This is a genomic window from Pseudonocardia sp. D17 (genome assembly GCF_036984265.1).
Lineage (GTDB): Bacteria > Actinomycetota > Actinomycetes > Mycobacteriales > Pseudonocardiaceae > Pseudonocardia > Pseudonocardia benzenivorans.
In genome coordinates this window covers 51365-76362 of record NZ_BPRG01000044.1, presented here as the reverse complement: position 1 = coordinate 76362, position 24998 = coordinate 51365, and the positions used below count along the sequence as shown (strand labels likewise).

The 24998-nt window shown below is 72.6% G+C and carries 28 protein-coding genes; 13 read left to right on the top strand and 15 right to left on the bottom strand.

Annotated elements, in window-relative coordinates:
* Positions 1-29 precede the first annotated feature (29 nt).
* Entirely contained in the window at positions 30-1208 is a 1179-nt protein-coding gene (locus PSD17_RS08470) for a thiolase family protein (protein WP_013674760.1), read from the bottom strand.
* 140 nt (positions 1209-1348) lie between these two features.
* On the opposite strand from PSD17_RS08470, the gene glgX reads away from it, so the two are divergent.
* Both glgX and PSD17_RS08460 read left to right on the top strand, forming a co-directional pair.
* On the top strand, positions 1349-3454 hold the full coding sequence (gene glgX / locus PSD17_RS08465) for a glycogen debranching protein GlgX (RefSeq protein WP_013674761.1): 2106 nt from the start codon (positions 1349-1351) through the stop codon (positions 3452-3454).
* An 86-nt stretch (positions 3455-3540) separates the two neighbouring features.
* Entirely contained in the window at positions 3541-4125 is a 585-nt protein-coding gene (locus PSD17_RS08460) for a UdgX family uracil-DNA binding protein (protein ID WP_013674762.1), read from the top strand.
* A gap of 7 nt (positions 4126-4132) precedes the next feature.
* Here PSD17_RS08460 and PSD17_RS08455 read toward each other — a convergent pair whose 3' ends face one another.
* Both PSD17_RS08455 and PSD17_RS08450 read right to left on the bottom strand, forming a co-directional pair.
* A complete protein-coding gene (locus PSD17_RS08455; RefSeq protein ID WP_013674763.1) occupies positions 4133-4357 on the bottom strand; it encodes a hypothetical protein in 225 nt (74 codons plus the stop codon).
* Between the two features lie 70 nt (positions 4358-4427).
* On the bottom strand, positions 4428-6740 hold the full coding sequence (locus PSD17_RS08450; RefSeq protein WP_013674764.1) for a serine/threonine-protein kinase: 2313 nt from the start codon (positions 6738-6740) through the stop codon (positions 4428-4430).
* A 168-nt stretch (positions 6741-6908) separates the two neighbouring features.
* On the opposite strand from PSD17_RS08450, the gene ppk2 reads away from it, so the two are divergent.
* Positions 6909-7742: a polyphosphate kinase 2 gene (gene ppk2, locus PSD17_RS08445; RefSeq protein WP_013674765.1), complete on the top strand. Its 834-nt coding sequence runs from the start codon at positions 6909-6911 to the stop codon at positions 7740-7742.
* Between the two features lie 15 nt (positions 7743-7757).
* Here ppk2 and PSD17_RS08440 read toward each other — a convergent pair whose 3' ends face one another.
* Entirely contained in the window at positions 7758-8705 is a 948-nt protein-coding gene (locus PSD17_RS08440; RefSeq protein ID WP_339122320.1) for a LysR family transcriptional regulator, read from the bottom strand.
* A gap of 328 nt (positions 8706-9033) precedes the next feature.
* On the opposite strand from PSD17_RS08440, the gene PSD17_RS08435 reads away from it, so the two are divergent.
* The 6 genes from PSD17_RS08435 (at position 9034) to PSD17_RS08410 (ending at position 13141) form a co-directional block, all read left to right on the top strand.
* On the top strand, positions 9034-9336 hold the full coding sequence (locus PSD17_RS08435) for a hypothetical protein (RefSeq protein WP_013674767.1): 303 nt from the start codon (positions 9034-9036) through the stop codon (positions 9334-9336).
* Positions 9337-9391: 55 nt separating this feature from the next.
* On the top strand, positions 9392-10261 hold the full coding sequence (locus tag PSD17_RS08430) for an AAA family ATPase (RefSeq protein ID WP_013674768.1): 870 nt from the start codon (positions 9392-9394) through the stop codon (positions 10259-10261).
* 1 nt (position 10262) lies between these two features.
* Complete coding sequence (locus tag PSD17_RS08425; protein WP_013674769.1) at positions 10263-11387, top strand: vWA domain-containing protein; 1125 nt, start codon at positions 10263-10265, stop codon at positions 11385-11387.
* A gap of 9 nt (positions 11388-11396) precedes the next feature.
* Positions 11397-11684: a hypothetical protein gene (locus PSD17_RS08420; RefSeq protein WP_013674770.1), complete on the top strand. Its 288-nt coding sequence runs from the start codon at positions 11397-11399 to the stop codon at positions 11682-11684.
* The gene (locus tag PSD17_RS08415) at positions 11681-12055 is read left to right on the top strand and encodes a hypothetical protein (protein WP_013674771.1); all 375 of its coding nucleotides are present in this window, start codon (positions 11681-11683) and stop codon (positions 12053-12055) included. The genes PSD17_RS08420 and PSD17_RS08415 overlap by 4 nt, the downstream gene beginning before the upstream one ends.
* A 135-nt stretch (positions 12056-12190) precedes the next feature.
* On the top strand, positions 12191-13141 hold the full coding sequence (locus PSD17_RS08410; protein WP_013674772.1) for a hypothetical protein: 951 nt from the start codon (positions 12191-12193) through the stop codon (positions 13139-13141).
* Positions 13142-13182: 41 nt separating this feature from the next.
* On the opposite strand, the gene PSD17_RS08405 is transcribed toward PSD17_RS08410, so the two are convergent.
* The 10 genes from PSD17_RS08405 to PSD17_RS08360 are packed head-to-tail and all read right to left on the bottom strand — an operon-like array spanning position 13183 to position 19203.
* Positions 13183-13524 carry a hypothetical protein gene (locus tag PSD17_RS08405; RefSeq protein WP_013674773.1) on the bottom strand — a complete coding sequence of 114 codons (342 nt, stop codon included), beginning with the start codon at positions 13522-13524 and terminating at the stop codon, positions 13183-13185.
* Positions 13521-13820, bottom strand: a complete 300-nt coding sequence (locus tag PSD17_RS08400) for a hypothetical protein (protein ID WP_013674774.1) — start codon at positions 13818-13820, stop codon at positions 13521-13523. Before PSD17_RS08400 ends, PSD17_RS08405 begins: the two co-directional genes overlap by 4 nt.
* A gap of 1 nt (position 13821) precedes the next feature.
* Positions 13822-14064, bottom strand: a complete 243-nt coding sequence (locus PSD17_RS08395; RefSeq protein ID WP_041759617.1) for a hypothetical protein — start codon at positions 14062-14064, stop codon at positions 13822-13824.
* 3 nt (positions 14065-14067) lie between these two features.
* Complete coding sequence (locus PSD17_RS08390) at positions 14068-14295, bottom strand: hypothetical protein (protein ID WP_013674776.1); 228 nt, start codon at positions 14293-14295, stop codon at positions 14068-14070.
* Positions 14295-14567, bottom strand: coding sequence for a hypothetical protein (locus tag PSD17_RS08385; RefSeq protein WP_013674777.1), 273 nt, complete (start codon positions 14565-14567; stop codon positions 14295-14297). The genes PSD17_RS08390 and PSD17_RS08385 overlap by 1 nt, the downstream gene beginning before the upstream one ends.
* Before the next feature lie 13 nt (positions 14568-14580).
* Positions 14581-15162: an SRPBCC family protein gene (locus tag PSD17_RS08380; protein WP_013674778.1), complete on the bottom strand. Its 582-nt coding sequence runs from the start codon at positions 15160-15162 to the stop codon at positions 14581-14583.
* 3 nt (positions 15163-15165) lie between these two features.
* Complete coding sequence (locus PSD17_RS08375) at positions 15166-17577, bottom strand: aerobic carbon-monoxide dehydrogenase large subunit (RefSeq protein ID WP_013674779.1); 2412 nt, start codon at positions 17575-17577, stop codon at positions 15166-15168.
* Complete coding sequence (locus PSD17_RS08370; protein ID WP_339122319.1) at positions 17574-18089, bottom strand: (2Fe-2S)-binding protein; 516 nt, start codon at positions 18087-18089, stop codon at positions 17574-17576. Before PSD17_RS08370 ends, PSD17_RS08375 begins: the two co-directional genes overlap by 4 nt.
* An 11-nt stretch (positions 18090-18100) precedes the next feature.
* Positions 18101-18976, bottom strand: coding sequence for an FAD binding domain-containing protein (locus PSD17_RS08365; protein ID WP_013674781.1), 876 nt, complete (start codon positions 18974-18976; stop codon positions 18101-18103).
* Positions 18976-19203 carry a hypothetical protein gene (locus PSD17_RS08360; RefSeq protein ID WP_041759619.1) on the bottom strand — a complete coding sequence of 76 codons (228 nt, stop codon included), beginning with the start codon at positions 19201-19203 and terminating at the stop codon, positions 18976-18978. The genes PSD17_RS08365 and PSD17_RS08360 overlap by 1 nt, the downstream gene beginning before the upstream one ends.
* 236 nt (positions 19204-19439) lie before the next feature.
* Between PSD17_RS08360 and PSD17_RS08355 the strand changes: the two genes are divergently transcribed.
* Genes PSD17_RS08355 through PSD17_RS08340 form a run of 4 tightly spaced genes read left to right on the top strand, consistent with a single transcriptional unit; the run spans position 19440 to position 24142 of the window.
* A complete protein-coding gene (locus tag PSD17_RS08355; protein WP_013674783.1) occupies positions 19440-20336 on the top strand; it encodes an FAD binding domain-containing protein in 897 nt (298 codons plus the stop codon).
* Positions 20333-20812 (top strand): (2Fe-2S)-binding protein, encoded by a 480-nt coding sequence (locus PSD17_RS08350; RefSeq protein WP_041759621.1) that lies wholly within the window; start codon positions 20333-20335, stop codon positions 20810-20812. The genes PSD17_RS08355 and PSD17_RS08350 overlap by 4 nt, the downstream gene beginning before the upstream one ends.
* The gene (locus tag PSD17_RS08345) at positions 20809-23217 is read left to right on the top strand and encodes an aerobic carbon-monoxide dehydrogenase large subunit (RefSeq protein WP_339122318.1); all 2409 of its coding nucleotides are present in this window, start codon (positions 20809-20811) and stop codon (positions 23215-23217) included. Before PSD17_RS08350 ends, PSD17_RS08345 begins: the two co-directional genes overlap by 4 nt.
* A 7-nt stretch (positions 23218-23224) precedes the next feature.
* Entirely contained in the window at positions 23225-24142 is a 918-nt protein-coding gene (locus PSD17_RS08340) for an XdhC family protein (protein WP_339122317.1), read from the top strand.
* Positions 24143-24327: 185 nt separating this feature from the next.
* On the opposite strand, the gene PSD17_RS08335 is transcribed toward PSD17_RS08340, so the two are convergent.
* Positions 24328-24990, bottom strand: a complete 663-nt coding sequence (locus PSD17_RS08335) for a TetR/AcrR family transcriptional regulator (protein WP_339122316.1) — start codon at positions 24988-24990, stop codon at positions 24328-24330.
* Positions 24991-24998: the final 8 nt, after the last annotated feature.

The following is a 24998-nucleotide window of genomic DNA, read 5'->3' as shown; positions in this document are numbered from 1 at the left end:
GCCCGCCACGGTACGGGGCGAAACGCGGCTCAGCGGATCAGCTCGACGACGGTCGCGTTCGCGGTGCCGCCCCCCTCGCACATGGTCTGCAGGCCGTAGCGGATCCCGTTGTCGCGCATGTGGTGCACGAGACGCGTCATGAGGATCGTGCCCGAGGCCCCGAGCGGGTGCCCGACCGCGATCGCGCCGCCGAGGGGGTTGAGCACCTTGCCGTCGGGATCGTCGAGACCCAGCTCGACCTGCCACGCCAGCGGCACCGGAGCGAACGCCTCGTTGACCTCGAAGGCGCCGATGTCGGAGATCGCCAGGCCCGTGCGGGCCAGCACCTTGCGGGTCGCGGGGATCGGGCCGGTCAGCATCATCAGCGGGTCCGCACCGCTGACGGCGCCGCCGTGGTAGCGGGCGATCGGCGTCAGGCCGAGCTCCTTCGCCCGTTCCGGAGTCGTGACCATGACGGCCGACGCGCCGTCGGAGATCTGGGAGGCGTTGCCCGCGTGGATGACCCCGTCGGCGCTGAACGAGGGCTTCAGCTTCGCGAGCGTCTCCGGCGTGGTGCCGCGACGCAGGCCCTCGTCGGCGGTGAACTCCGGCTTGCCGGGGACCTCGACGAGCTGTCCGGCGAACGCCCCGGAGTCGGTGGCGGCAGCGGCGAGCGCGTGCGAGCGGGAGGCGTACTCGTCGAGCCGGGCGCGCGAGAGGTTCCAGTGCTTCGCGATGCGCTCGGCGCCCACGCCCTGGTTGAAGTCCTGGTTCGGGAACTCGCCGGAGGTGAGGTCGGCGGCGTAGCGCTCGCGCACGAGCGGGCCGAACGGCCGGCCCAGGTCGCGGCCGGCACCCAGCGGCACCCGCGACATCGACTCGACGCCGCCCGCGACGACCAGGTCGTACTGCCCGGCCATCACCATGCCCGCGGCGAAGTCGAGCGACGACTGGCTCGACCCGCAGGCCCGGTTGACCGTCACCCCGGGCACGGTCTCGGGCCAGCCGGCGGCGAGCACGGCGTAGCGCCCGACCTGCGCGGCCTGGTCGCCCGCCTGGTTGACGCAGCCCCAGACGACGTCGTCGACGACCGCCGGGTCGACGCCGGTCCGCTCGGCGAGCGCCCGCAGCACCGCCGCGGACAGGTCGACGGGGTGCACGTCGGCGAGGCTGCCGTTGCGCTTGCCGATGGGTGTGCGGACCGCGTCGACGATGACGGCTTCCGGCATGGTCGCTCCCGACTCTCGTGTCGTAGGGCCTTCATTGACCGTACGACGACCGACCGTACGACCCCGTCCGGCCGTTTCGCCGTGCCGGGCGCAACGTCACACCGCATCATCTGGGTGCGGTACGACGGTGGGAGGGGTTCATGCAGCTGTGGCCGGGGTCGCCCCATCCACTCGGCGCGACGTGGGACGGCGGCGGCACCAACTTCGCCCTCTTCTCCGAGCCGGCCGACATGATCGAGCTGTGCCTGTTCGACGAGGACGGAGTCGAGACCCGGGTGCCGTTGCCCGAGCGCGACGGGTTCGTCTGGCACGGCTACCTCCCGCGGGTGCGGCCCGGCACCCGCTACGGATACCGCGTCCACGGCCCCTACGATCCGGCGGCCGGGCTGCGGTGCAACCCGGCGAAGCTCCTGCTCGACCCGTACGCCATGGCGGTCGACGGCGAGATCACCTGGGACGAGGCGATGTTCGCGTACCGCTTCGGCGACCCCGACTCGCGCAACGACGCGGACTCCGCCCCGTTCGCGATGCGCTCGGTGGTCGCCGACCCGTACTTCGACTGGCAGGACGACCGTCCGCTGCGCATCCCGTACCACGAGACGGTGCTCTACGAGGCGCACGTCCGCGGGTTGACCATGACCAACCCGAAGGTGCCGCGCGACGTGCGGGGCACCTACGCGGGCATCGCGCACCCCGCGACGGTCGAGCACCTGCGCGGTCTCGGTGTCACCGCGCTCGAGCTCATGCCGGTGCACCAGTTCGTGCACGACTCGACCCTCGCCGACCGCGGCCTGCGCAACTACTGGGGTTACAACACCATCGGCTTCTTCGCCCCGCACAACGGCTACGCCGGCTTCGGCACCCGCGGCGAACAGGTGCAGGAGTTCAAGTCGATGGTCCGCACGCTGCACCGGGCGGGCATCGAGGTCATCCTCGACGTCGTCTACAACCACACCGCCGAGGGCAACCACCTCGGGCCGACGCTGTCGTTCCGCGGCATCGACAACCTCGCCTACTACCGCGTGGTACCGGGCGACCCGCGGCACTACTACGACACCACCGGCACCGGCAACAGCCTCAACGCCCGCCACCACGAGTCCCTGCGGCTGATCATGGACTCGCTGCGGTACTGGGTGACCGAGATGCACGTCGACGGCTTCCGCTTCGACCTGGCCTCCAGCTTGGCCAGGGAGTTCCACGAGGTGGACCGGCTCGCCGCGTTCTTCGACCTGGTCAACCAGGACCCGGTGGTGAGCCGCGTCAAGCTCATCGCCGAGCCGTGGGACGTCGGGGAGGGCGGGTACCAGGTCGGCGGCTTCCCACCGCTGTGGACGGAGTGGAACGGCCGCTACCGCGACACCGTGCGCGACTTCTGGCGCGGCGAGCCAGGCATGCTCCCGGAGCTCGCGAGCCGGTTCTCCGGGTCCTCGGACCTCTACGAGGCCGACGGCCGACGGCCCCACGCCTCGATCAACTTCGTCACCGCGCACGACGGCTTCACCCTCGCCGACCTGGTCTCCTACCACGAGAAGCGCAACGAGGCCAACGGCGAGGACAACCGCGACGGGGAGAGCCACAACCGGTCGTGGAACTGCGGCGCGGAGGGCCCGACCGACGACAGCGACGTCAACGTCCTGCGGGAACGCCAGAAGCGCAACCTGCTCACGACGCTGCTGCTGTCGCAGGGCGTCCCGATGATCTCCCACGGCGACGAGCTGGGGCGCACCCAGGGCGGCAACAACAACGCCTACTGCCAGGACTCGCCGCTGTCCTGGATCGACTGGGAGGCCGCCCGCGAGCACGAGGTGCTCACCGAGTTCGTCGCCGGGCTCGCACGGCTGCGCGCCGAGCATCCGGTGTTCCGCAGGCGCCGCTTCTTCCAGGGCCGCCCCATCCACGGCTCCGACGTCGCCGACGTCGCGTGGCTGCGGCCCGACGCGACCCCGATGTCCGACGCCGACTGGCACTCGCGCAGCAGCCTCGCGATCTTCCTCAACGGCCACGGCATCCCCGATCGCGACGACGTCGGCAGGACGATCGTCGACGACTCGTTCCTGCTGCTGGTCAACGCCGCGCCCCAGCACACGACGTTCACGCTGCCCGACGAGACCTACGGCAGGACGTGGCGGATCGTCGTCGACACCGCGGACCCGCTGCTGGCCACCGCGCGCCGGAGGCGGCCCGCGCCCGGGGCCCGGCTGCGTCTGCAGCCCTGGTCGACGACGGTCCTGCTGTCGCGGTACTGAGCGCGCCGTTCGCGGTACCGAGCGTGCTGCCGCGGTACCGGGCAGGGCGCGGTGTCGCGGCCGGCCGGCGGGGGTAGCCCGGGCACGTGGGCACCGATCTCGACGCACTGCGCGACGCCGTCACCCGCTGCACCGACTGCGAGCTCCACGCCGACGCGACGCACGCCGTGTTCGGCGCCGGACCGGCGTCGGCGTGGCTGATGCTCGTGGGGGAGCAGCCCGGTGACCGCGAGGACCGGGAGGGCGCACCGTTCGTCGGCCCGGCGGGCCGGTTGCTCGACACCGCGCTCGAGCGCGCCGGCGTCGACCGCGACGAGGTGTACGTGACCAACGTCGTCAAGCACTTCCGGTTCGAGCGCGAGGGCAAGCGGCGCCTCCACAAGACCCCCGCGGTGCGGCACGTGCGGGCCTGCCGGCACTGGTTCGACGACGAGCTGGCGGTCGTGGGGCCGCGTGTCGTGGTCACGCTGGGGGCGACGGCGGCGAAGGCGCTGGTCGGCCCGGACGTCCGGATCAGCGAGGAGCGCGGCGAGGTGCGGGAGTGGCAGGGCCGGTCGCTGGTGCCGACGATCCATCCGTCCGCGATCCTGCGCGGTTCACCCGAGGCCCGCGACGCCGCGCTCGACGCGTTCGTCGCGGACCTCGGGGTCGCCGCCGGTCTGCGGTCCTGACGGACCGTCAGCCGCGCGGCTCGTCGTCCGGGTCGGCCTCCTCGCGCAGCTGGTCGAGCACGTCGGCCTGGTCGGCCTCCGACAGCCGGTCGACGTCGGGCGGGACGACGATGCCGGCACCGCGGGGATCGGCACCGCGGGGATCGGCACCGGTCTCGGGGTCGGCAGCCTGCTCGACGACCTCGCGCTGCTGCTCGGCGGCGTCGGCCTCGGGGCGTTCTGCGCTGGTCACGGTTCCTCCCGTGCGGTCGGGGACGCTGACCGTCCCCGGCTACCCGCGGGCGCCCCTGGTCACGCCCGGGTCAGCGGGTCGCCGAGACGTTCCAGGTCAACCGGCCCGCGGTGCAGGACGTCGCCGGGATGGTGTGCACGATCTGGCCGGCCACGCTGCTCGCGGTCCACACGGTGTCGACGACGGTCGCGGCGCGCGCCGACAGCGTCAGCGTGAACGTCGCCGCGATCTGCTCGTCGTTGCAGGTGTACCCGTAGGGCGACACGAGCGCGCCGGTCGCGGTCCAGACCCCGCCGGTCCCGGCGGTGAGCGGGACCGCGCCGTCCCACTGGCCGTCGGGGGCGCGCACGGTGCAGGCCGAGCGGGTGCACTCGGAGATGATCACGGGGACCTCGAGCGTCGGGGTCTTCGAGCAGTCCGAGAGGTCGCACGCGGTCTGCGGTCCCTTCAGGACGAAGGCACCCTCCGGCGAGGCGGTCGCGGGAACGGCGTCGACGTCGTCGGGGCCCAGCGAGCCGGCCGGGCGGCGGAACGCGGCGTCGGCCGGGTCGGTCAGCCCGAACTCGCGGATGTTCTGCCCTGCGCCGGTGACCGCGACGGTCGCGCCGAGGTCGAAACCGGGCCAGGCCCCCGCGGGCGGCGTCGTGCCGGGCCGGAGCGCCTCCGGTGCGGTCAGCGGATTGCCCGACGCGCACCGCACGCGTGGGACGCCGTAGCCGTCGACCAGCACGGCGGTGCCGGCCTGCAGCACGGCCTGCGCGTCCTGCTCGGAGCCGTCGGACCAGCCGTGCTCGTGGACGCGGGTGTCGGCGCGCAGCAGCACCGGTGTCAGCTCGCGGACGAACGTGGCGAGGTCGCCGCTGGAGAGCACCGTGGGGGAGCGGCTCCAGCGCAGGCCGGGGTCGCTGCGCAGCGCCGAGACCCAGGCGGTGGCGAGGTCGGGACGCCCGCCGAGGAAGTCGGCGAGGCGGTCGCGGTCGCACGACGCGCTGCCCTTGACCCCGCGGTAGAGCCCGTCGGTGGCGCCGGGAACGGCGTCGCGGTTCGCGATCCCGCGCGGCAGCGACGAGGCGGTCACCGACCCGGGCGGTCCGGTCGTCGTCGCGAAGTCGGAGGTGAAGGCGCCCAACGTGCCGGGGCCGGAAGCGGCGTGCAGGACGAGCCCGTCGGACCGGGAGCCCAGCCACCACCACACCCCGCCGCCCGCGAGCAGCGCGACGACGCCGACCAGCGCCGCGACGAGCGGCCAGCGGCGGCGTGGCCGGTCGGCGGGTGGGCCGGTACCCCGGGGCGGCGCGGTCCCGGAGCCGCCCGGCGGCGGCGGTGCGGGCGCGGCGAACGCGGGCTGCGGGGTCCACCCGGTGTCGGCGGGAGGCGGTGGCGCGCTCCGGTTCCCGCCCGCCGCCGACGGCGGCTGCGGCGGGTTCGTCGCGGCCGTCCCGATCCCGGGCGGGCTCGGCCCGGGCGGGGTCGACCCGGGCGGCAGGGTCGTCGCGGGCGGACCGATCAGGGTCGGGGCCGGCGCCGGTCCGGCGTGCACGCCGGCAGGCCGCGGGGTGGCGAGCCCGCGCGCCGTGGCGACGGCCTCGGCCATGGACTGCGGCCGCGCGGCCGGGTCGACGGCGGCCATCCTGGTCAGCAACGCCGTTAGCTCGGGCGGGACGCCGGGCAGGATCGGCGTCGGCAGCGGACCGCGCAGGATGCGGGCGACCATCGGGGCCGGCCCGACGTCGGAGTCGTCACGGAACGGCGCCCGTCCGCACAGCAGCTCCCACACCGTCGTCGCGAGGGAGTAGACGTCGGAGACGACCGTCGGACGGGCGTTGTTGAGCACCTCGGGTGCCACGTGGTCGAGGCTGTATCCGCCCGCGACCGTCTGCGACCTGGCACTGACGGTGCCGCGGGCGACGCCGAAGTCGGTCAGCGCGGGCGACCCGTAGTCGGTGATCATGATGTTGGCGGGCTTGACGTCGCAGTGCAGCACGCCCTGGGCGTGTGCCGCGACGAGCGCCTCGCCGATGCGGATCAGCACGTCGAGCGCGTCGGCGGCCGGCATCGGCCCGTGCTCGCGCAGCGCCGCCGCGTAGGAACCGCGCGCACACAGCTGCAACGCCAGCCACGGGCTGTGGTCGACCACGCCCGCGTCGTAGAGCGCAACGATGTGCGGGTGCTGCGACAGCGCGGCCATCGCCTGCCGTTCGCGCTCGAACCGGCCACGGGCGTCGTCGTCGCGCAGGTCGACCTCGAGGAGCTTGAGGGCCACCGGCCGCCCGGTGGACAGTTGCGTGGCCTCCCACACCACGCTCGACGCGCCGCGCCCGACGACGCGGCGCAGCACGTACCCCGGTGGGACAGCGCCACCCCACGCGCCCGTCCCGTTCACCCCGGTTCCTCCTCGGCCGACGGCGTCGTCCCGTCTCCAGCGATGGCGTCGCGGTCGCGGGCCATCCGTTACGCGCAGTATTCCTATCGGCGCCCGATCCCCGAACCGGGCCCCCTGTCACCCGGCGAGACGACCCGCGCACGGTCGTCGTCCTGACACACTGCGTGGATGGCGAAGCCGACGGCGACCTCGAGCGAGGCGGAAGCTCCCCGCAAGCGCGTGCCGCGCAAGGCCTACGAGGGCGAGCTGCTGCGACTGCAGGGCGAGCTCGTGCAGCTGCAGGAATGGGTCCGCGACACCGGGTCGCGCATCGTGGTCGTCTTCGAGGGCCGCGACGCGGCGGGCAAGGGCGGTGCGATCAAGCGGGTCACCGAGCACCTCAACCCCCGCGTCGCGCGGATCGTCGCGCTGCCCGCGCCGACGGAGCGCCAGCGCACGCAGTGGTACTTCCAGCGCTACGTCGAGCACCTGCCCGCCGCGGGCGAGATCGTCCTGCTCGACCGCAGCTGGTACAACCGCGCCGGCGTCGAGCGCGTGATGGGCTTCTGCACGCCGGAGGAGTACCAGCGCTTCCTGCGGCAGTGCCCGATCTTCGAGAACCTGCTCGTCGAGGACGGGATCGTGCTGCGCAAGTACTGGTTCTCGGTGAGCGACCACGAGCAGGCCCGCCGCTTCGCCGAGCGCGCGTCCGACCCGCTGAAGCAGTGGAAGCTCTCCCCGATGGACCTCGAGTCGATCACCCGCTGGGACGCCTACTCCCAGGCGAAGGACGACATGCTGATCCACACCGACACCGAGATCGCGCCGTGGTGGGTCGTCGAGGCCGAGGACAAGCGGGCGGCGCGGCTCAACATGATCCACCACCTGCTGTCGTCGATCCCGTGGGAGCCGCGGGCACGTCCGCGGCTGGCGCTGCCCGATCGGCCGGCGTCGTCGGGCTACCAGCGGCCGCCGCGCGAGATCCAGCGCAGCGTGCCCGACCATGCCGCGACGCTGAGCTGACGCGCTCCGGGCGACTCAGCTCCAGATCGTCACGTAGACCGGCGGGCGGAACCGGGCGGGCGCGAGACCCTCGCCCGGCGCCCGCAGCAGCTTCATCGCCTCCGGGGTGCTGAGGAAGTGGCGCAACGACGACGCGGCCGCGGAGCGCCGGTCGACCGGCAGCGTCGACACGTGCCACACGACGTCGAGCGGGGTCCCGGGCAGCTCGACGACGGCGAGCTCGCGCCGCCGGACGTGGTGCACCGCGAGGTGCGCGATGCCGGGGGCCACACCCGCGCCGCGGGCGGCGGCGTCCCAGGCGGCGGTCTGCGTCGGGAACACCGACAGGCTCGACTCGGGGATGCGGGCGGCACGCAGCAGCCGGCCGACGTCGCTGTCCGGGTCGGTCGCCGACGTCTCGACGAGCCACGGCCAGCGCGTGGGCGGGCCGGTGAACCGGGCGTCGGGCGCGGCGAGCACGACCAGCCGGGCGCGGAAGATCGGCTCGCTGACCAGTCCCATCGACCGCTCGCCGCCCAGGTGCGGGCCGAGCGCGACGTCGGCGAGCCGCTGCGAGACGAGGGCCCCCATCTCGGCCGTCGTCGCGACGCCCGAGCTGATCTCGATCGTCCCCGACGACCGGGCGCCGAACGTCTCGCCGAGCGGACCGGCGACGAACTCCACGATCGGGCTGGGCGCCACCAGCCGCAGCTGCTCGGGCGCACCCTTGGCCGAGCGCACCGCCGACTCCGCCTCCGCGCCGAGTGCCACCATCTGCGCCGCGATCGCGAGCAGTCGGGTGCCGCCCGCCGTCATCGTCATGCCGTTGCCGCTGCGCACCAGTAGCGGGTCGCCGAGGTACTTGCGCAACGCGGCCAGGGCCTGGGAGACGGCGGGCTCGCTGACCGACAGTGCGTTGGCGGCCGCCTTGACCGACCCCAAGCGCGCCACGAGCACGAACGCGCTCAGCTGCGTCAGCGTCATGCCGGGCATTCTCGACCATCGGAGGCCGCGATCGGGGCCCCGTTAAGCGATCACTTAGGAGTACATCTCGCGCGGACGGTCGGTGCGCGAGATGCACGTGGCGGTCGTGCGGACCGCAGCCGAACGCGCTGGCACGCATCTCGGCCGTCCGCGACCCCGCGACAGAGAGCCCTGCAGGCGAGAAGCCGCCGCGATTTAAGCGAACGCTTAGCCGAGGGTGTCGCGCAGACGCCCCCGCCGCGAGACTCTGCCGAACGGCGGAGGGTGCTGCGGTGGCGCGCCGACCGGGCCACCATGAACCCTGAACCGCCGCAGGAGGAGGACGACGATGTCCGAGCGCGAGACACGTACCGATGACGCTCTGACCGTGCTGCGCGGAATCTGGTCGGCCACCGGCCAGACCAGCGCCGAGCTGGAGGAACGGTTCGGCCGCAGCCCCGGCAAGGTCTGCAAGAACATGAAGAACATCGGGTTCGGCGGAATGCCCGGCGACCCGATCGACGGCGACACCAACACCCCCGTCGACGAGGACGTCCGCGCCGCCTGGCGTCGCCGCCTCGCACGCGACGGCAAGCTGCATCCACGCGGCCGCAGCGTCGGCGAGACCCTCAACTCCTGTGAGCGGCAGTAGTCGCTATGGCGGCCATTTCCACTCACGAGCCCACTGTTGCGAGGAGATCGTTCCGTTGACCCGTCCCGGCTCGGTTGCCGAGCTCACCGATGCATTGCGCGCCACCGGCTATCTCGCCGACCGCGGCCTGGCCACCGCCGTCCACGTCGCCCTCGGCCTCGACCGGCCCGTCCTGCTGGAGGGCGAGGTCGGCGTCGGCAAGACGGAGCTGGCCAAGGCGCTCGCAGACGTGTTGGGGCGCACGCTGATCCGGCTGCAGTGCCACGAGGGGATCGACGCCGCGCAGGCCCTCTACGAGTGGGACCACGCCCGCCAGCTCATGCACATCCGCGCGCTGCAGGAAACGAACTCCTCGCCCGACGACGCCGTCGACGCCTTGTTCGGCCCGAAGTTCCTCCAGGAACGCCCGCTGCTCGCCGCCGTCCGCGCCGGTGCCGGAGCGGTGCTGCTCGTCGACGAGATCGACCGCGCCGACGACGAGTTCGAGGCGTTCCTGCTGGAGCTGCTGTCGGACTTCCAGGTGACGATCCCCGAGATCGGGACCGTCGTCGCTGATACGCCGCCGTTGGTGCTACTCACGTCGAACCGCACCCGCGAGCTGCACGACGCCCTCAAGCGCCGCTGCCTCTACCACTGGATCGGCTACCCGTCCGCCGCCCGCGAGGTCGCGATCGTCCGGTCGCGCCGGCCCGAGGTGTCCGAGGCGCTCGCCGAGTCGGTCGTCGCGGCCGTGCACCGGCTGCGCGCCATGGACCTCGCCAAGCCCCCCGGCGTCGCCGAGACCATCGACTGGGCCCGCACCCTCGACTTCCTGGGCGACGACCTCGACGCCGCCACCGCCGACCTCACCCTCGGCTCGGTCGTGAAGGACCACGACGACGAGGAGCTCGTCCGCACCCGGCTCGACGAGCTCACCCGCGGCTGAGATGGCCGATCTCGTCGGGCTCCTGGTCCGGTTCGCCCGCACCCTGCGCGCCGAGGGTGTCGCCATCGGGCCCGGCGACGTCCTCACCTACTGCGCATCCGTCGCCACCCTCGATCCCACCGACCTCGTCGACCTCTACTGGGGCGGACGGATCGCGCTCGTCACCCGGCACGAGGACGTCGAGACCTACGACCGGATCTTCGAGGAGTTCTTCCTCGGCACCGGGGTCGACGCCGGCTCCCTCCTGGAGCTGCTGCTGCGCGCCGAACCCGAGGCGGAGACGACGCTGGAGACCGTCGCGCCCGACCCCGGCGACGACGAGCGCCCCGACGAGGAGACGACGCTCGGGCTCATGGCGTCCGACGTCGAGACCCTCTCGTCGCGGGCATTTGCCGAATGCACCGACGACGAGTTGGAGACGTTGCGGCGCATCATGTCCGGCATCCGGCTCCGACCCCCGATGCGCCGCACCCGACGCACCCGCCCCGCCCGCCGCGGCCGGCGTCCCGACCTCCGCGCCACGGTCCGTCGCTCCCTGCGCACCCACGGCGAGCTCGTCGAGCTGCGCTACCGGCGCCGCCGCGTCCGGCCCCGCCCGCTCGTGCTGATCCTCGACATCTCCGGCTCCATGGCCGACTACTCCCGCGCCATGCTGCAGTTCGCGCACTCCGCCCAGCGCGGCGCCCGGTTCCGTGTCGAGGTGTTCTGCTTCGGCACCCGGCTCACCCACCTGACGCCGTCGCTGCGCACCCGCAGCCCGGACGAGGCGCTCGCGCGCGCCGCGGACCTCGTCGTCGACTGGGAGGGCGGGACCCGCATCGGGCAGGCGATCGACGAGTTCGTCCGACGCTGGGGGCGCCGCGGGATGGCGCGGGGCGGGATCGTCGTCGTGTGTTCCGACGGGCTCGACCGCGGTGATCCCGAGCTGCTCGAGTCGGCCATGCAGAAGCTCGCGCGGCTCTGCCACCGCGTGGTGTGGACCAACCCGCACGTCGTCGCCGGAGGCAGAGGGGTGCCGCGGACCGTCGGCATGCTCGTTGCCGAGCCGTACGTCGACGTGCTGCTGTCGGGGCGTGACCTCGGGAGTCTCGACGAGCTGGCGGCGCTGCTGCCGGAGCTGGGATAGGAGCGGGCGATGCGCTGGAGTGTGGGACTCGAGGCCCAGGGCGACCGGTTGGTCACCCACGACGAGATCGTCGAGCTCGCCGACGCCGTCGCCCCGCACGGCGGCATCGCCTCGGGCATCGGCACCGACCGTTACGGCGCGCAGATCATCGTCGACGCGTCGTCGCACGACGAGGCCGTCGAACGCGGGACCGCGACCTTCCGTGCGGCCGCCGCCACCGCCGGGCTACCGGAGTTCCCGATCGTCCGTGCGGAGGCGGTGAGCGAGGCGGACGACGACCTGGCCTGGGAGGCATGATCCGTCTCGGCTCGTTGGCGGGCTATGCCTTCTCCGGCCCGCGGCTGCTCGCCGGCTGGGCCCCGCCCGCGGAGCCGGGCGTCTACGCGATCCTCTACAAGCCCGAACCCGAGCGGGAGCGATACGCCGTCGTCTACGTCGGCCATGCCGACGACCTCACCGCCGAGGGCCTGCCCCTGCGCCACCCCCGCGCCCACTGCTGGACCCAGCGCGCCGGCGGAAAATGGCGCCTGCACGTCGCCACGTTGTCGATCCCGGGTGGCACCCGCGGCCACCGCGAGATGGTCGCCGAGGAACTGATCTCGATGTACACCCCCCACTGCAACGCCGAACGCTACGACGGCTCCTGGCGCGAGGAGTGGATCCTGTGACCTGAAGCCTGTGCGCGGCGATAGTCGCTACAGCGACCAGCGCCGCGCACGACCGCCTGTCCACATGCGGTCGCGTGCTCCACAGATCCCCCGACCGATCCCCGGAGGAGGCGATCCGCAGCCGATCGTCGTCGTATGACGATCATCGACACCCCCTCGTGGCCGGCGCTGCTCGAACGCCAGCACGGCATGGCCTCACTCGCACAGCTCCGGGATTGCGGCGTCAGCTGGAGCGCAGTCGTCGCTCGGACGAAGGCGGGTCGTTGGCGCCGCCACCTTCCCCGCGTCTACGCGACCTTCACCGGTCCGCCCCCTCGCGAGGCGAGAGTCAGCGGCGCGTTGCTGTACGGCGGGGCGAGGGCCGTGCTCAGCCATCGCACCGCTGCGGAGGAGTGGGGGCTGCTCCGCCATGAGGACGGGCCGATCCACCTCACGGTCCCGTACGGCACCTCGGCCGTCTCACAGCCCGGGCTCGTCGTAGTCCACCGCTCCCGCGCCTTCGGCCACATCGTGGTCGCCTCCGACCCACCGCGAACGAGCCTGGGCGACACGGTGATCGACCTCGCGGCGGCCGAGGGGGACGTGATGGAGGCGCGCCGGACCCTCGTCGCGCTGCTGACCACCGGTCGGGTCGGACCGGACCATCTCCGACAGCGCCTCCTCGAACGTCCGCCTCGGCGCCATCGCCGTGTGCTCGCCGATGCGGTCGCGTTGGTGCGCGACGGGGTCCACTCCGCCCTCGAGGAGCTGTACGCCTCCGATGTCGAGGCGGCACACGGGCTTCCCGCCGGCCGTCGGCAGACGCCGACGTCGGTCGACGGGTTCACGCTCTACGAGGATGTGACCTACGACCATGCCGGTGCCGACGTCACGATCCGCCTCGACGGTCGGACGCACCTCGCCGACGGGACGGCGTTCCGCGATCGCCGCCGCGACAACGCTGCGGAGCTGGCAGGCCGGGCCCGGCTCGTCTACGGCTGGAAGGACCTGTCGAGCGATCCGTGCGCGGCCGCCCGGGAGGTGGCGACGGTCCTGATCCGTCGTGGCTGGCCCGGGCGGCCGACGCGGTGCGCACGCTGCGCGTGAGGGTCGTGAGTGGCGATGGTCGCCATGGCGACCATCGCCACTCACAGGGTTTTCAGGCCCACCCCGTCGAAGAGGCGTGAGCGGCGGTGGCCCGAGGCGGGGACCGCCACCTCCGGGCGGGTCGGGTTGGGGGACGCCTTGCGCACGATCTGCTCCGCGAAGCCGTAGAGCAGGGGGAGGGCGCCGGCGACGGTGCCGCCCGAGCGGTTGATGTGCTCGACGCCCGGGCCGATGAGGGCGGCGTCCCGGTTGACCTGCTGGACGCTCTCCTCGCAGGTCTCCAGGTTCGTCGCGATCCCGGTGAGCAGCGTGCCCACCCAGAACAGGTAGAACGCCAGCCCCGCGATGAGCAGCGCGATCACCACGACGGTCAGGACGATCATCGTGACGCTCCGTTCGTAGCGGCGGCGGGGGTCGGGATCGACGGCAGCACCCGGCCCAGGAATAGGTGGTGCTGCAGGCCCTCGGCGAGGACGCGGTCGACGGCGTCGCCGGTGGGGTCGATCAGCGCGGTCGACGCCGTGTTGGCCGTGACCTGCTCCAGCGTCGACCTGATCTGACCGACACGGCGGTCGATGGTCTTCACCAGCTGCACGAGCACCTGCAGCAGGACTGCGACGACGATGACGACGACGAACCCGGCGATGATCGCGATCCACCAGGCGGTGGTGTCCGACATGTCAGCCTCCCAGCCTGGCGCGCCCGCGGGCGAGGCCCGCGGTGATGGTGTCGGCGAAGTCGATCGTCTCCGCCAGTGCGGCGAGCGGGCGGGTGTTGACCTCCGCCTTCTGCAGTCCCTCGTTGATCGACTGTGCCTGGCGGCCGATCCGCGCCGCGAGTACCAGGATCGGCACCACCAGCGCGACGACGACCAGCACGACGACGATGCCGATCGCGAACCCCACGATCCATCCTGTGCTCATCGGTCACACCCCCGCACAGAAGTCGCGGACCGGCTTCAGGTTCGCGTTCACCGAGGTCAGCCGTTCGGGGACGGGCGCGGTCGAGGCGACGATCGCACCGACCCCGCCGTCGAGGGCAGCCAGGGTCCGTGAGACGTGCCGCAGGTGCAGGATCACCCGCAGCAGCCCGATCCCGGCGATGGCGATGATGAGGGCGGCGATGACGATCGTCGCCCAGGCGGCGGCGGGCATCAGTGGGCACCTTCCTTCGGAGGCAGGAGGACCGCCACGCTGCCCGCATAGCGGACCGCGCCTGCGGACACCTGGGCGACGGTCGCGTCGGTCGTCGCGAGCATCGAGGGGACGGGGTCGAGCGCGCCGGCGAGCTCCACGCCGCCGGCGAGGATGTCGTCGGCCGCCCAGCGGATGCGCTCGACGGCGGCGAGCACCCGGTTGAGCAGGGCGATCACCACCGGGAGCACCACGAGCAGCAGGACGGCGTTGCCGATCCACCACAGCACCATGTCTTGTCGCCTCCTACGCGGGTCGGGTACTCGGGCCGAAGAAGCGGCGGACCACCCGTTTGAGCGCCATCAGCGCCGCGGACAGGCCGATCCGGAACCCGCTCGCGGGAGCGGCCCGGGTGATGGTGACCGTGCCGCCGCGTGATCGGGCCTCGGCATTGGCGGCGATGCAGTCGGTGAAGGCGCCCAGCAGGACGCTGGTGACGTCGGAGATCATGCCGCGCCCGTACTGGGCGGCGGCGCCGGAGATCTGCAGGTCCTGCACCACGTGCATCGACGTCGCACCCGCACCGGCCGGCGCCAGCGAGGCGGTCACCGACATCTCCGCGGTGCCCCGGCCGCGGGCCTCGGAGCCGGCCGCGTGCAGCACCATCGTGTGTGTCGACGGGTCGGACGAACGGATCTGCGCGACCCCGGTGAACCGCAGCGACACCGGACCCATGCTGACCTTCACCCCGCCGGTGAACGAGCCGTCGGGCTGCTCGCCGGTGAGCTCCGCGCCGGGCAGGCAGGGAGCCAGCGCGGGGACGTCCTGCAGGAACTCCCAGACGTCGTCGAGCGGTGCGGCGAGCCGGAAGTCGTTCTCGATGAGCATCGCTCACTCCGTCCGGAAGGGAGGGGCGCCGGACACGTCCTGGCCCGTGTGGGCGGCGTGCCAGACTCGGTCGGGCAGCAGCGGCATGTCGATGTTGCGCACACCCGTGGGCCGCAACGCGTCCATGACGGCGTTGACGTAGGCCGCCGGCCCGCCGACCGCCGCGCACTCACCGACGCCCTTGGCGCCGATCGGGTGGTGCGGCGACGGCGTGACGACCTCGTGCAGCTCGAAGCCCGGGGTCTCCCACGCTGTCGGCAGCAGGTAGTCCATGTAGTTGGCGCCCACCAGGTTTCCGTCGACGTCGTAGGTCTGGAACTGCATGTTCGAGATGGCGTAGGCCTCGGTGAGCCCGCCCATGATCTGGCCCTCGACGATCATCGGGTTGATCCGGACGCCGCAGTCGTCGACTCCGACGAACCGCAGCACGTCCCACACCCCGGTCTCGGGATCGACCTCGACCGTCGCGATGTAGCACGCGAACGGCCAGGTCAGGTTGGGTGGGTCGTAGTAGGCGTTGTTCTCCAGGCCGGGCTCCATGCCGTCGGGCATGTTGGAGTACGCGGCCATCGCGCACTCCTGGATCGTGACGCCGCGGCTCTCGGCGCCGCGTACGAAGAACCGGCCGAGCTCCCACTCGACGTCCTCCTCCGACACCTCCAGCAGGTGCGCGGCGAGCTTGCGCGCCTTGGCCCGGATCTTGCGAGCCACCATCGCGGTGGCCGCGCCGGCGACAGGGGTCGACCGGGAGGCGTAGGTGCCCATGCCGAACGGCGTGTGGTCGGTGTCGCCGTGCTCGACGACGATGTCGGTCGCCGGGATGCCGAGCTCGTGGGTGACGATCTGGGCGAACGTCGTCTCGTGGCCCTGGCCCTGTGTCTGCGCGCCGATCTTGAGCACGGCCTTGCCCGTCGGGTGCACCCGCAGCTCTGCGGAGTCGAACATCTTGATGCCGAGGATGTCGTACTCGCGGCTGTTGCCGGCTCCGAGCGGCTCGGTCATCGTCGAGATCCCGATGCCCAGCAGCCGGCCCTGCTTGCGGGCCTCGGCCTGCTCGACGAGGAAGTCGTCGTAGCCGATCGCGTCGAGCCCGACCTGCAGGCACTTGAGGTACTGCCCGGAGTCGGTGAGGAACCCGAACGGCGTCCGGTACGGGAACTGGTCGTCGCGGACGAGGTTACGGCGCCGGAACTCCGCCTGGTCCATGCCCAGGTCGTCGGCGGCGGCCTGCATCATCCGTTCCTGGAAGAACATCGCCTCGGTGACGCGGAACGAGCACCGGTAGGCGACGCCGCCCGGCGCCTTGTTCGTGTACATGCCCTGCGCCGTGATGTGCCCGACGGGCACGTCGTAGCAGGCGAACGACGAGTGCACGAGCCCGATCTTGAACTTGGTGGGCTGGGCGTCGGCGTAGAAGGCCCCCTGGTCGGTGGTGGCGTGGTAGCGGACGGCGAGGATCTTGCCGTCGTTCGTGAGTGCCATCTCCGAGTCGAGGTACATGTCGCGGCCGAACCCGGTCGATGACAGGTTGCCGGTGTTGTCCTCGATCCACTTGACCGGTTTCGCGGTGAGGATCGAACAGAGGATCGCGCACACGTAGCCGGGGTAGACGGGCACCTTGTTGCCGAACCCGCCACCGACGTCGGGGGAGATGATCCGGATCAGGTGCTCGGGCAGCTCGGCGATCAGCGCGACGGCCGCCCGCACGATGTGCGGGGCCTGGCTGGTCAGGTAGACGGTGAGTTTGCCGGTGGCGTTGTTGAAGTCCGCGACCGCGCCGCAGTTCTCGATCGGCGAGGGGTGGCTGCGCGGGTAGTGCAGGCGGAGTTTCGAGACGACGTCGGCCTGCGCGAACGCGGCGTCGGTCCCGTCCTTGTCACCCACCTCCCACTGGTAGGCGACGTTGTCGGCCTGGCCCGCCTTGTCGTCGCGGATCAGCGGTGCGCCCGGCGCGACGGCCTGCTCCGGGTTGACGATCGGGGGCAGGGCCTCGTACTCGACGACGATGGCGTCGCACGCGTCCTTGGCGATGTAGGGGTCCTCGGCGACGACGCACGCGACCTCCTGGCCCTGGAAGCGCACCTTGTCGGTGGCGAGGACGGCCTGGGTGTCGTAGGACAGCGTCGGCATCCAGGCCAGGTTGCGCTGCGCGGCCATCTCGCCGGTCAGCACCAGCTTGACACCCGGGATCGCCCACGCGGCACTGGTGTCGATCGACTTGATCCGGGCGTGCGCGAGGGGGCTGCGCAGGATCTCCATGTGCAGCATGCCCGGCAACGTCACGTCCTCGACGTAGTTGCCGCGGCCACGGATGAACCGGGCGTCCTCGACACGGGGCCGGCTCGACCCGAGCCCTCCGATCTTGACCTCGTCGAGCGCCTGGGAGCCGGTCGCCGGCTCAGCTGTCGCCGTCACTGGGCCTCCTTCTCGGCCGCCCACCGGACGGCCTTCACGATGTTCTGGTAGCCGGTGCAGCGGCACAGGTTGCCGGACAGACCCCAGCGGATCTCGTCCTCGGACGGGTCGGGGTTGCGATTCAGCAGGGCGCGGGCGGCCAGCATCATGCCGGGGGTGCAGAACCCGCACTGCAGCCCGTGTTCGGCGACGAAGCCCTCCTGCACCGGGTCGAGCTCGCTCGGCGTGCCCAGACCCTCGACGGTCGTGACCTCGTGGCCGTCGGCCTGGACGGCGAGCATCGTGCAGGACTTCACGGGCGCACCGTCGTAGAGGACGGTGCACGCGCCGCAGTTGGTGGTGTCGCACCCGACGTGGGTGCCGGTGAGGGCGAGGCCCTGGCGCAGCAGGTGCGCGAGCAGCAGCCGCGGCTCGACCTCCGCGACGCGGCGTTCGCCGTTGACGGTCACGGTGATGCGCCGGGTGGGCGCCCCGGTGTCGGATGCGGTGTCGACCGGTTCGGTGGCGGTCACGGGACTCCTCCTCAGGCCGCTGCGCCCGCGGGCGCGCGTTCGGCGGTCAGGATGCGGCGCACGAACGTCGCCACGACGTGGCGCTTGTAGTCGGCGGTGCCGCGGTGGTCGGTGCGGGGCCGGGCGACGGCGGCCGCGAGCTCGGCGGCTCGCTCGACGACGTCGGGCTCCAGCGACGACCCCAGGAGCGCCTGCTGGGCGTCGACCGCGGCGATCGTCGCGGGGCCGACGCCGGTGAGCGCGATGCCCGCGCGCACGACCCGTCCCCCGTCGGACTCGAGCGCGACGGCGACGCCCGCTGTGGCGAAGTCCCCGACGCGGCGCTCCAGCTTCAGGTACGAGCCCGACCGCGTGCCCTGAGCCGCGGGCACGACCGCCTCGACAGCGATCTCGTCCTGCTCCAGGGCGTTCTGGAACGTGCCGACGACGAACTCGCCGACCGGGATGGTGCGCAGTCCCCGCGGACTCGCCGCGACGACCGCGCCGTCGAGCGCGAGCATCACCGACGCCCAGTCGCCCTGGGGATCGGCGTGGCACAGCGACCCGACGAGCGTCCCGCGGGTGCGGACGATCGGGTCGGCGACGAGCGGTGCCGCGGCGGCCATCGTCGGCTGCGCGCCCGGCAGGATCGCCGAGTGCTCCAGGTCGACGTGGCGACACAGCGCGCCCACCCGCAGCCCGCCGCCCGGGACCTCCTGGTGGTAGGCCAGGCCCTGCACGCCGTTGATGTCGACGAGGACGCCCGGCGCGGCGAAGCGCAGTTTCATCATCGGGACGAGGCTCTGGCCGCCGGCCAGGATCTTGGCCTCGTCACCGTGCTCGGCGAGCAGCGCGAGCGCCTCGTCGAGGGTGCGGGGCGCTTCGTAACGGAACCGTGACGGATACATCAGGAATCCTCCAGCAGGTGCCGCGGGGCCGACTCCGGCGGCCGCGGCGGCTCGACGATCGCGACGGGGAGCGGCTCGTCGTCGGGGTCGGGACGAGGTTCCTGGTGGGGCGGCCACGGCCCGGCGACGGGCTTGCCCGCCGTGCGCAGCCAGCCGACCATGCCGGGGAACGCCCAGATCGTCGGGCTGCCGCTGTCCTTCGGCGCGTGCTCGAAGAGCTCGAACATCCGCCCGGTTCTCCCGCCGGGACTGCTCGGCGGAGGATCGTTGGTCATCATCGACTCACATTCCTCTTGGTCGCGGGCACGTGTGGGACATCACGGCCGCGTGGTGCCGGAATGCTCCACCTGTCGCAATGGAGGTGCACCCCTGCCCTAAGCGAAGCCTTAAGTGGGGTTTGGACGTATCGGCGCGGGGCGGCCACGATGGGGCGGACCACGACGGTCGGGAGAGGAGGTCGGTGGTGCAGGTACCGGCGTTCTTCGAGTACCAGCGTGCGACGAGCGTCGAGCACGTCGTCACGTTGCTCGAACGGTTCGGGCCCGAGGCCCGGATCGTGGCGGGCGGGCACAGCCTGATCCCGATGATGAAGCTGCGGCTCGCCCAGCCGGAGCTGCTCGTCGACGTCAACGACCTGCACGAGCTGGCGGGGATCACCGTCGACGGCTCGGTGGACGCCGGGCATCTGCGGATCGGTGCGCTGACCCGCCACGCCGAGCTGCTCGCCAGCTCCGTCGCGGGCGAGCACTTTCCGATCCTGCACGACGCCGAGCGGGTCATCGCCGATCCCGTTGTGCGCAACCGCGGCACGATCGGCGGCTCGGTGTGCCAGGCCGACCCGTCGGAGGACCTGTCCGGGGTGTTCACGGCGTTGCGCGCCGTCGCGGTGATCCGGGGGGCCGACGGCGATCGGACCGTCCCGATGCGGGAGTTCTTCCACGGTCCCTACGAGACCGCGGTGCGGCCCGCGGAGATCCTCGTCGAGCTGCGGGTGCCGCTGCGGACGGGCGCCGGCAGCGCCTACGTCAAGGTCGACCGGCGCGCGGGGGACTGGGCTGTCGCTGCGGCCGGGGCCGTCGTCTCGCTGGGGCCCGGCGGTGTCGTCGACGAGGTCGGCATCGGACTCACGGCCGTCGGCGACGCCGACTTCACCGCCGTCGAGGCCGAGGACCTGCTACGCGGCCGGGTCGCCGACGAGGACGCCTTCGCCGCGGCGGGGGCCGTCGCGGCAGAGCACTGCCGGCCGACGGCCGACCAGCGCGGGCCCGTCGACTACAAGCGCCACCTCGCGGGCGAGCTCACCGTCCGCGCACTGCGCGACGCTGTGGCCCGCGCCCGTCGCGGCAGGTCCGCCGGGTGAGGGTGGGGGTGACCGTGAACGGGGTGGAGCACGTGCGTGACGTCGAGCCGCGGCTGCTGCTCGTGCACCTGCTGCGTGACGAGCTGCGCCTCACCGGGACGCACTGGGGCTGCGACACGTCCAACTGCGGGGCCTGCACCGTCTGGATGGACGGGCTTCCGGTGAAGTCGTGCACCGTGCTGGCGGTGATGGCCGACGGCCGCAGCGTCCGCACCGTCGAGGACCTCGAAGGGCCGTTCGGGCTCGACCAGGTGCAGCAGTCGTTCATGGACTGCCACGGCCTGCAGTGCGGCTTCTGCACCCCCGGGATGCTCATGACCGCGCGCAAGCTGCTCGACGACAACCCCGACCCCACCGACACCGAGATCCGCGAGGCCATCTCCGGCCAGATCTGCCGGTGCACGGGCTACCGCAACATCGTCGCGGCCATCCGGCACGCCGCCGACGCCGAAGCCGCCGGCCGGGGGGACACGTGACCGGCACCCTCGACGCGTGCGCGGGGCCAGGCTTCGGCCCGGTCCCGCGCAAGGAGGACGGACGCTTCGTCCGCGGCCGCGGACGGTTCGTCGACGACATCGCACTGCCCGGCATGCTGCACGGCGCGGTCCTGCGGAGCCCCTACGCGCACGCGCGGATCCGGTCGGTCGACGTCACCGCGGCCGAGTCGCACCCGAAGGTCCGCGCCGTGATCACCGGCGAGACCCTCGCTGCGCGGGGCATGGCGTGGATGCCGACGTTCTCCCACGACGTCGCCGCCGTCCTGGCCACCGACAAGGTCCGCTACCAGGGCCAGGAGGTGGCGTTCGTCGTCGCCGAGGACCGCTACGCCGCCCGCGACGCCCTCGCGCTGATCGACGTCGACTACGAGCCGCTGCCACCGGTGGTGGACGCGCGCCTCGCCCTCGCCCTCGACGCCCCCGTGATCCGGGACGACCTCGCGGACCGGACCGACAATCACGTCTTCGACTGGGAGACCGGCGACCCGGATGCCACCGCGGCGCTGTTCGCCCGGGCCGCGCACGTCTCGGAGTGCGACCTCGTCTACCCCCGCGTGCATCCGGCGCCGCTGGAGACGTGCGGGACCGTGGCCGACTTCGACCGCATCTCCGGCAAGCTCACCGTCCACGCCACCGCGCAGGCCCCGCACGCCCACCGGATGCTCTACGCCCGGATCGCCGGGATCCCCGAGCACCACATCCGGATCATCGCCCCGGACATCGGCGGCGGTTTCGGCAACAAGGTCGGCATGTACCCCGGCTACCTGTGCGCCGTCGTCGGCTCGATCATGACCGGGGCGCCGGTGAAGTGGGTCGAGGACCGCTCCGAGAACCTGATGAGCACGTCGTTCGCGCGTGACTTCCACATGCACGGCGAGATCGCCGCCGACGCCGACGGCCACATTCTCGCCCTCCGCGTGTCCGTGCTCGCCGACCACGGCGCCTTCAACGCGACGGCCCAGCCGTCGAAGTTCCCGGCCGGGTTCTTCGGCGTCTTCACCGGCTCCTACGACATCGCCGCCGCGCACTGCCGGGTCACCGGCGTCTACACCAACAAGGCGCCCGGGGGAGTGGCCTACGCCTGCTCGTTCCGCGTCACCGAGGCCGTCTACCTGGTCGAACGCCTTGTCGACGTCCTCGCCCGCGACACCGGCCGCGACCCCGCCGAGCTGCGGATGGCCAACCTGCTCACCCCCGACCGGTTCCCGTTCCGCAGCGCGACCGGCTGGGAGTACGACTCCGGCGACTACCCGCGGGCACTGCGTACGGCGCTGGACATGGTCGACTACTCCGCGGTCCGCGCGGAACAGAAAGAGCGGCGCACCGAGTTCGAGCGCACCGGCCGCGGCCCGCTCACCGGCATCGGGATGAGCGTGTTCACCGAGGCCGTCGGGGCCGGACCGCGGCGGCTCATGGACATCATGGGCCTCGGCATGGCCGACGGCGCCGAGCTGCGCGTGCACCCCACCGGCAGTGCCGTGCTCCGGCTGTCGTGCATGAGCCAGGGCCAGGGCCACGAGACGACGTTCGCCCAGATCGTCTCCCACGAGCTCGGCCTGCCCGTCGACGCCGTCGAGGTGATCCAGGGCGACACCGACAACACCCCCTTCGGCCTGGGCACCTACGGCTCCCGGTCGACGCCCGTCTCCGGGGCTGCGGCGTCGGTCGCGGCGGGCAAGGTCCGCGAACAGGCCCGGCAGGTCGCGTCGGTCCTGCTGGAGGTGGCGGCCGACGACCTGAGCTGGGACGTCGGCACCGGCGGAGCCGAGGGCGGGAGCTTCTCCGTCAACGGCGTGCCAGGGGTGTCGGTGAGCCTGCGCGAGATCGCCATGGCCGCCCACGGCGGGCTCGACCTGCCCGACGGCATCGAGGGCCAGCTCGCGGCCTCCACCGTCTACAACCCGCCCAACCTCACGTTCCCCTTCGGCGCCTACGTCTGCGTCGTCGACGTCGACCCCGGCACCGGAGAGGTCGACGTGCGGCGGTTCGTCGCCGTCGACGACTGCGGCGTCCGGATCAACCCGATGATCGTCGAGGGACAGATCCACGGCGGCCTCGCCGACGGTATCGGCATGGCGCTCATGGAGCTCGTCGCGTTCGACGACGGCGGCAACCACCTCTCCGCGTCGTTCATGGACTACCTGCTGCCCACGGCCATGGAGTGCCCGCCGTGGGAGCTGGCCGCGACGGTCACCCCGTCGCCGCATCACCCCCTGGGCGCCAAGGGCGTCGGCGAGTCGGCGACCGTCGGGTCACCGCCCGCCGTTGTCAACGCCGTCCTCGACGCCATCGGCGTCCGCCACGCGGACATGCCTCTGACCCCCGCCCACGTCTGGCGCGCCCTGCAGGGCCGCCCGATCCGGCCCGACATCGCGATCAGGTGAGGCGATCATGACCACCACGGAGATCCGCGCGCACGCCGACCGGCTCCACCGCGACCGCGTTCCCTACGTCCTGGCGACGGTCGTCCGCGCCGAACGTCCCACCAGTGCCAAGCCGGGCGACAGCGCGCTCGTGCTGCCCGACGGCTCGATCGACGGGTTCGTCGGCGGGGTGTGCGCGGAGTCGACGGTGCGGCTGGAAGGCCTGCGGCTACTGGCGTCGGGGGAGTCGGAGCTGCTGCGGGTCACGCCGTCGGCGTCGGAAGCCGTTGCGCCCGAGGGGGTGCGGGTCGTCGAGAACCCGTGCCTGTCGGGCGGGACGTTGGAGATCTTCCTCGAGGCCGTCATCCCGCCGGTGCTGGTGCGGGTGTTCGGGGACTCGCCGATCGCGCGGGCCATCGCCCAGGTCGGGACGGCGCTCGACCTCGACGTGCAGAACGACATCGACGCACTCCGCGCCGTCGCTCCCGACACCACCGCGGTCGTCGTCGCCGCGCACGGCCGGGACGAGGTGCCCGTCCTGCGGACGGCGCTCGACGCGCAGGTGCCCTACGTCGCGCTGGTCGCGAGCCCGAAGCGGTCGGCCGCCGTGCTCACGGAGCTCGATGCCACCGACGACGAGCGCGCCCGCATCCACGCCCCCGCCGGACTCGACATCGGGGCGCGGACCCCGCACGAGATCGCACTGTCGATCTACGCCGAGATCGTGGCCCGCCGCCCGCGCGCCTCGTCGTCCGATGAGACTGCCGCGACCGCGCGCGTCGCGCCGGCCGAAGCTCTCGATCCGGTGTGCGGGATGACGGTCGCGGTCAGCCCGGCGAGCCTGTCCTTGGCGCACAAGGGCGTCGACTGGTACTTCTGCGGCTCCGGCTGCCGCGAGGCCTTCCGCGACGCTCCCGAGCGCTACCTCGCCTCGGTCGGCGCCTGACTCACCTCGACGCACCCCGAGGCAGCCCACCGACAACCGCGCGCAACCTCACGGTCGTTCCCGGGTGCCGGAACAGCAGTGAGGTTGCGCGCGGATTGGTTGTCAGGCCGCGGGGCGGTGGGGGATCGCGGACGCCAGGGCGAGGACGGTGCGACGCTCGTCCAGTGCACCGGGGGAGCCGCTGCTCAGCAGGGCGGCAGGCGGCGGCCGCACGCCTCCTCGAGCTGCTCCAGGTCGAGGGCCTCGGGGACCAGGGGGCTCGGGCCGTCGCGGCGGGTGCAGAGACCGTCGAGCACGATCCGCAGGTAGCGCCGCCACAGCTGCGGGTCGGCAGCCTCGGTGAACGTCGCGACCTGGGTGAGCATCACCTGCAGCGGGGCGAAGTCGGTGAGCGCGAAGTCGGGGCGCAGGACACCTGCCTCGACCGCACGGCACACACCCTGCTGCACGAGCGGCAGCAGCTCGGCGCGCCGCTCGCGGAAGCTCTCGTGGTCGCCGACCGCCCCGAAGATCACGTCCTTGAGGCCGCGGTCCTCGATCTGCATGGCGGTCAGCGACTCGAGCGCTGCGCACAGCCCCTCCCACGGGTCGGGGTGCGCGACGGCCTCCTTGATGGTGGCCACGACCTGGTCGAGACGTTCCTCGAACAGGGCCGTGACCAGCGCCGTCTTGTCGGGGAACCGTCGGTAGACGGTGCCGGTGCCGACGCCCGCGTGGCGGGCGATCTCGTCGAGACCGGCCTCCAGGCCGCGGCGCGCGAAGACCTCGCGCGCCGCGGCCAGGACCCGTTGCCGGTTGCGCTCGGCGTCCGCGCGCAGCGGCTTCTCGGAATGTTCGGTGGTCGTCATCGACTGCC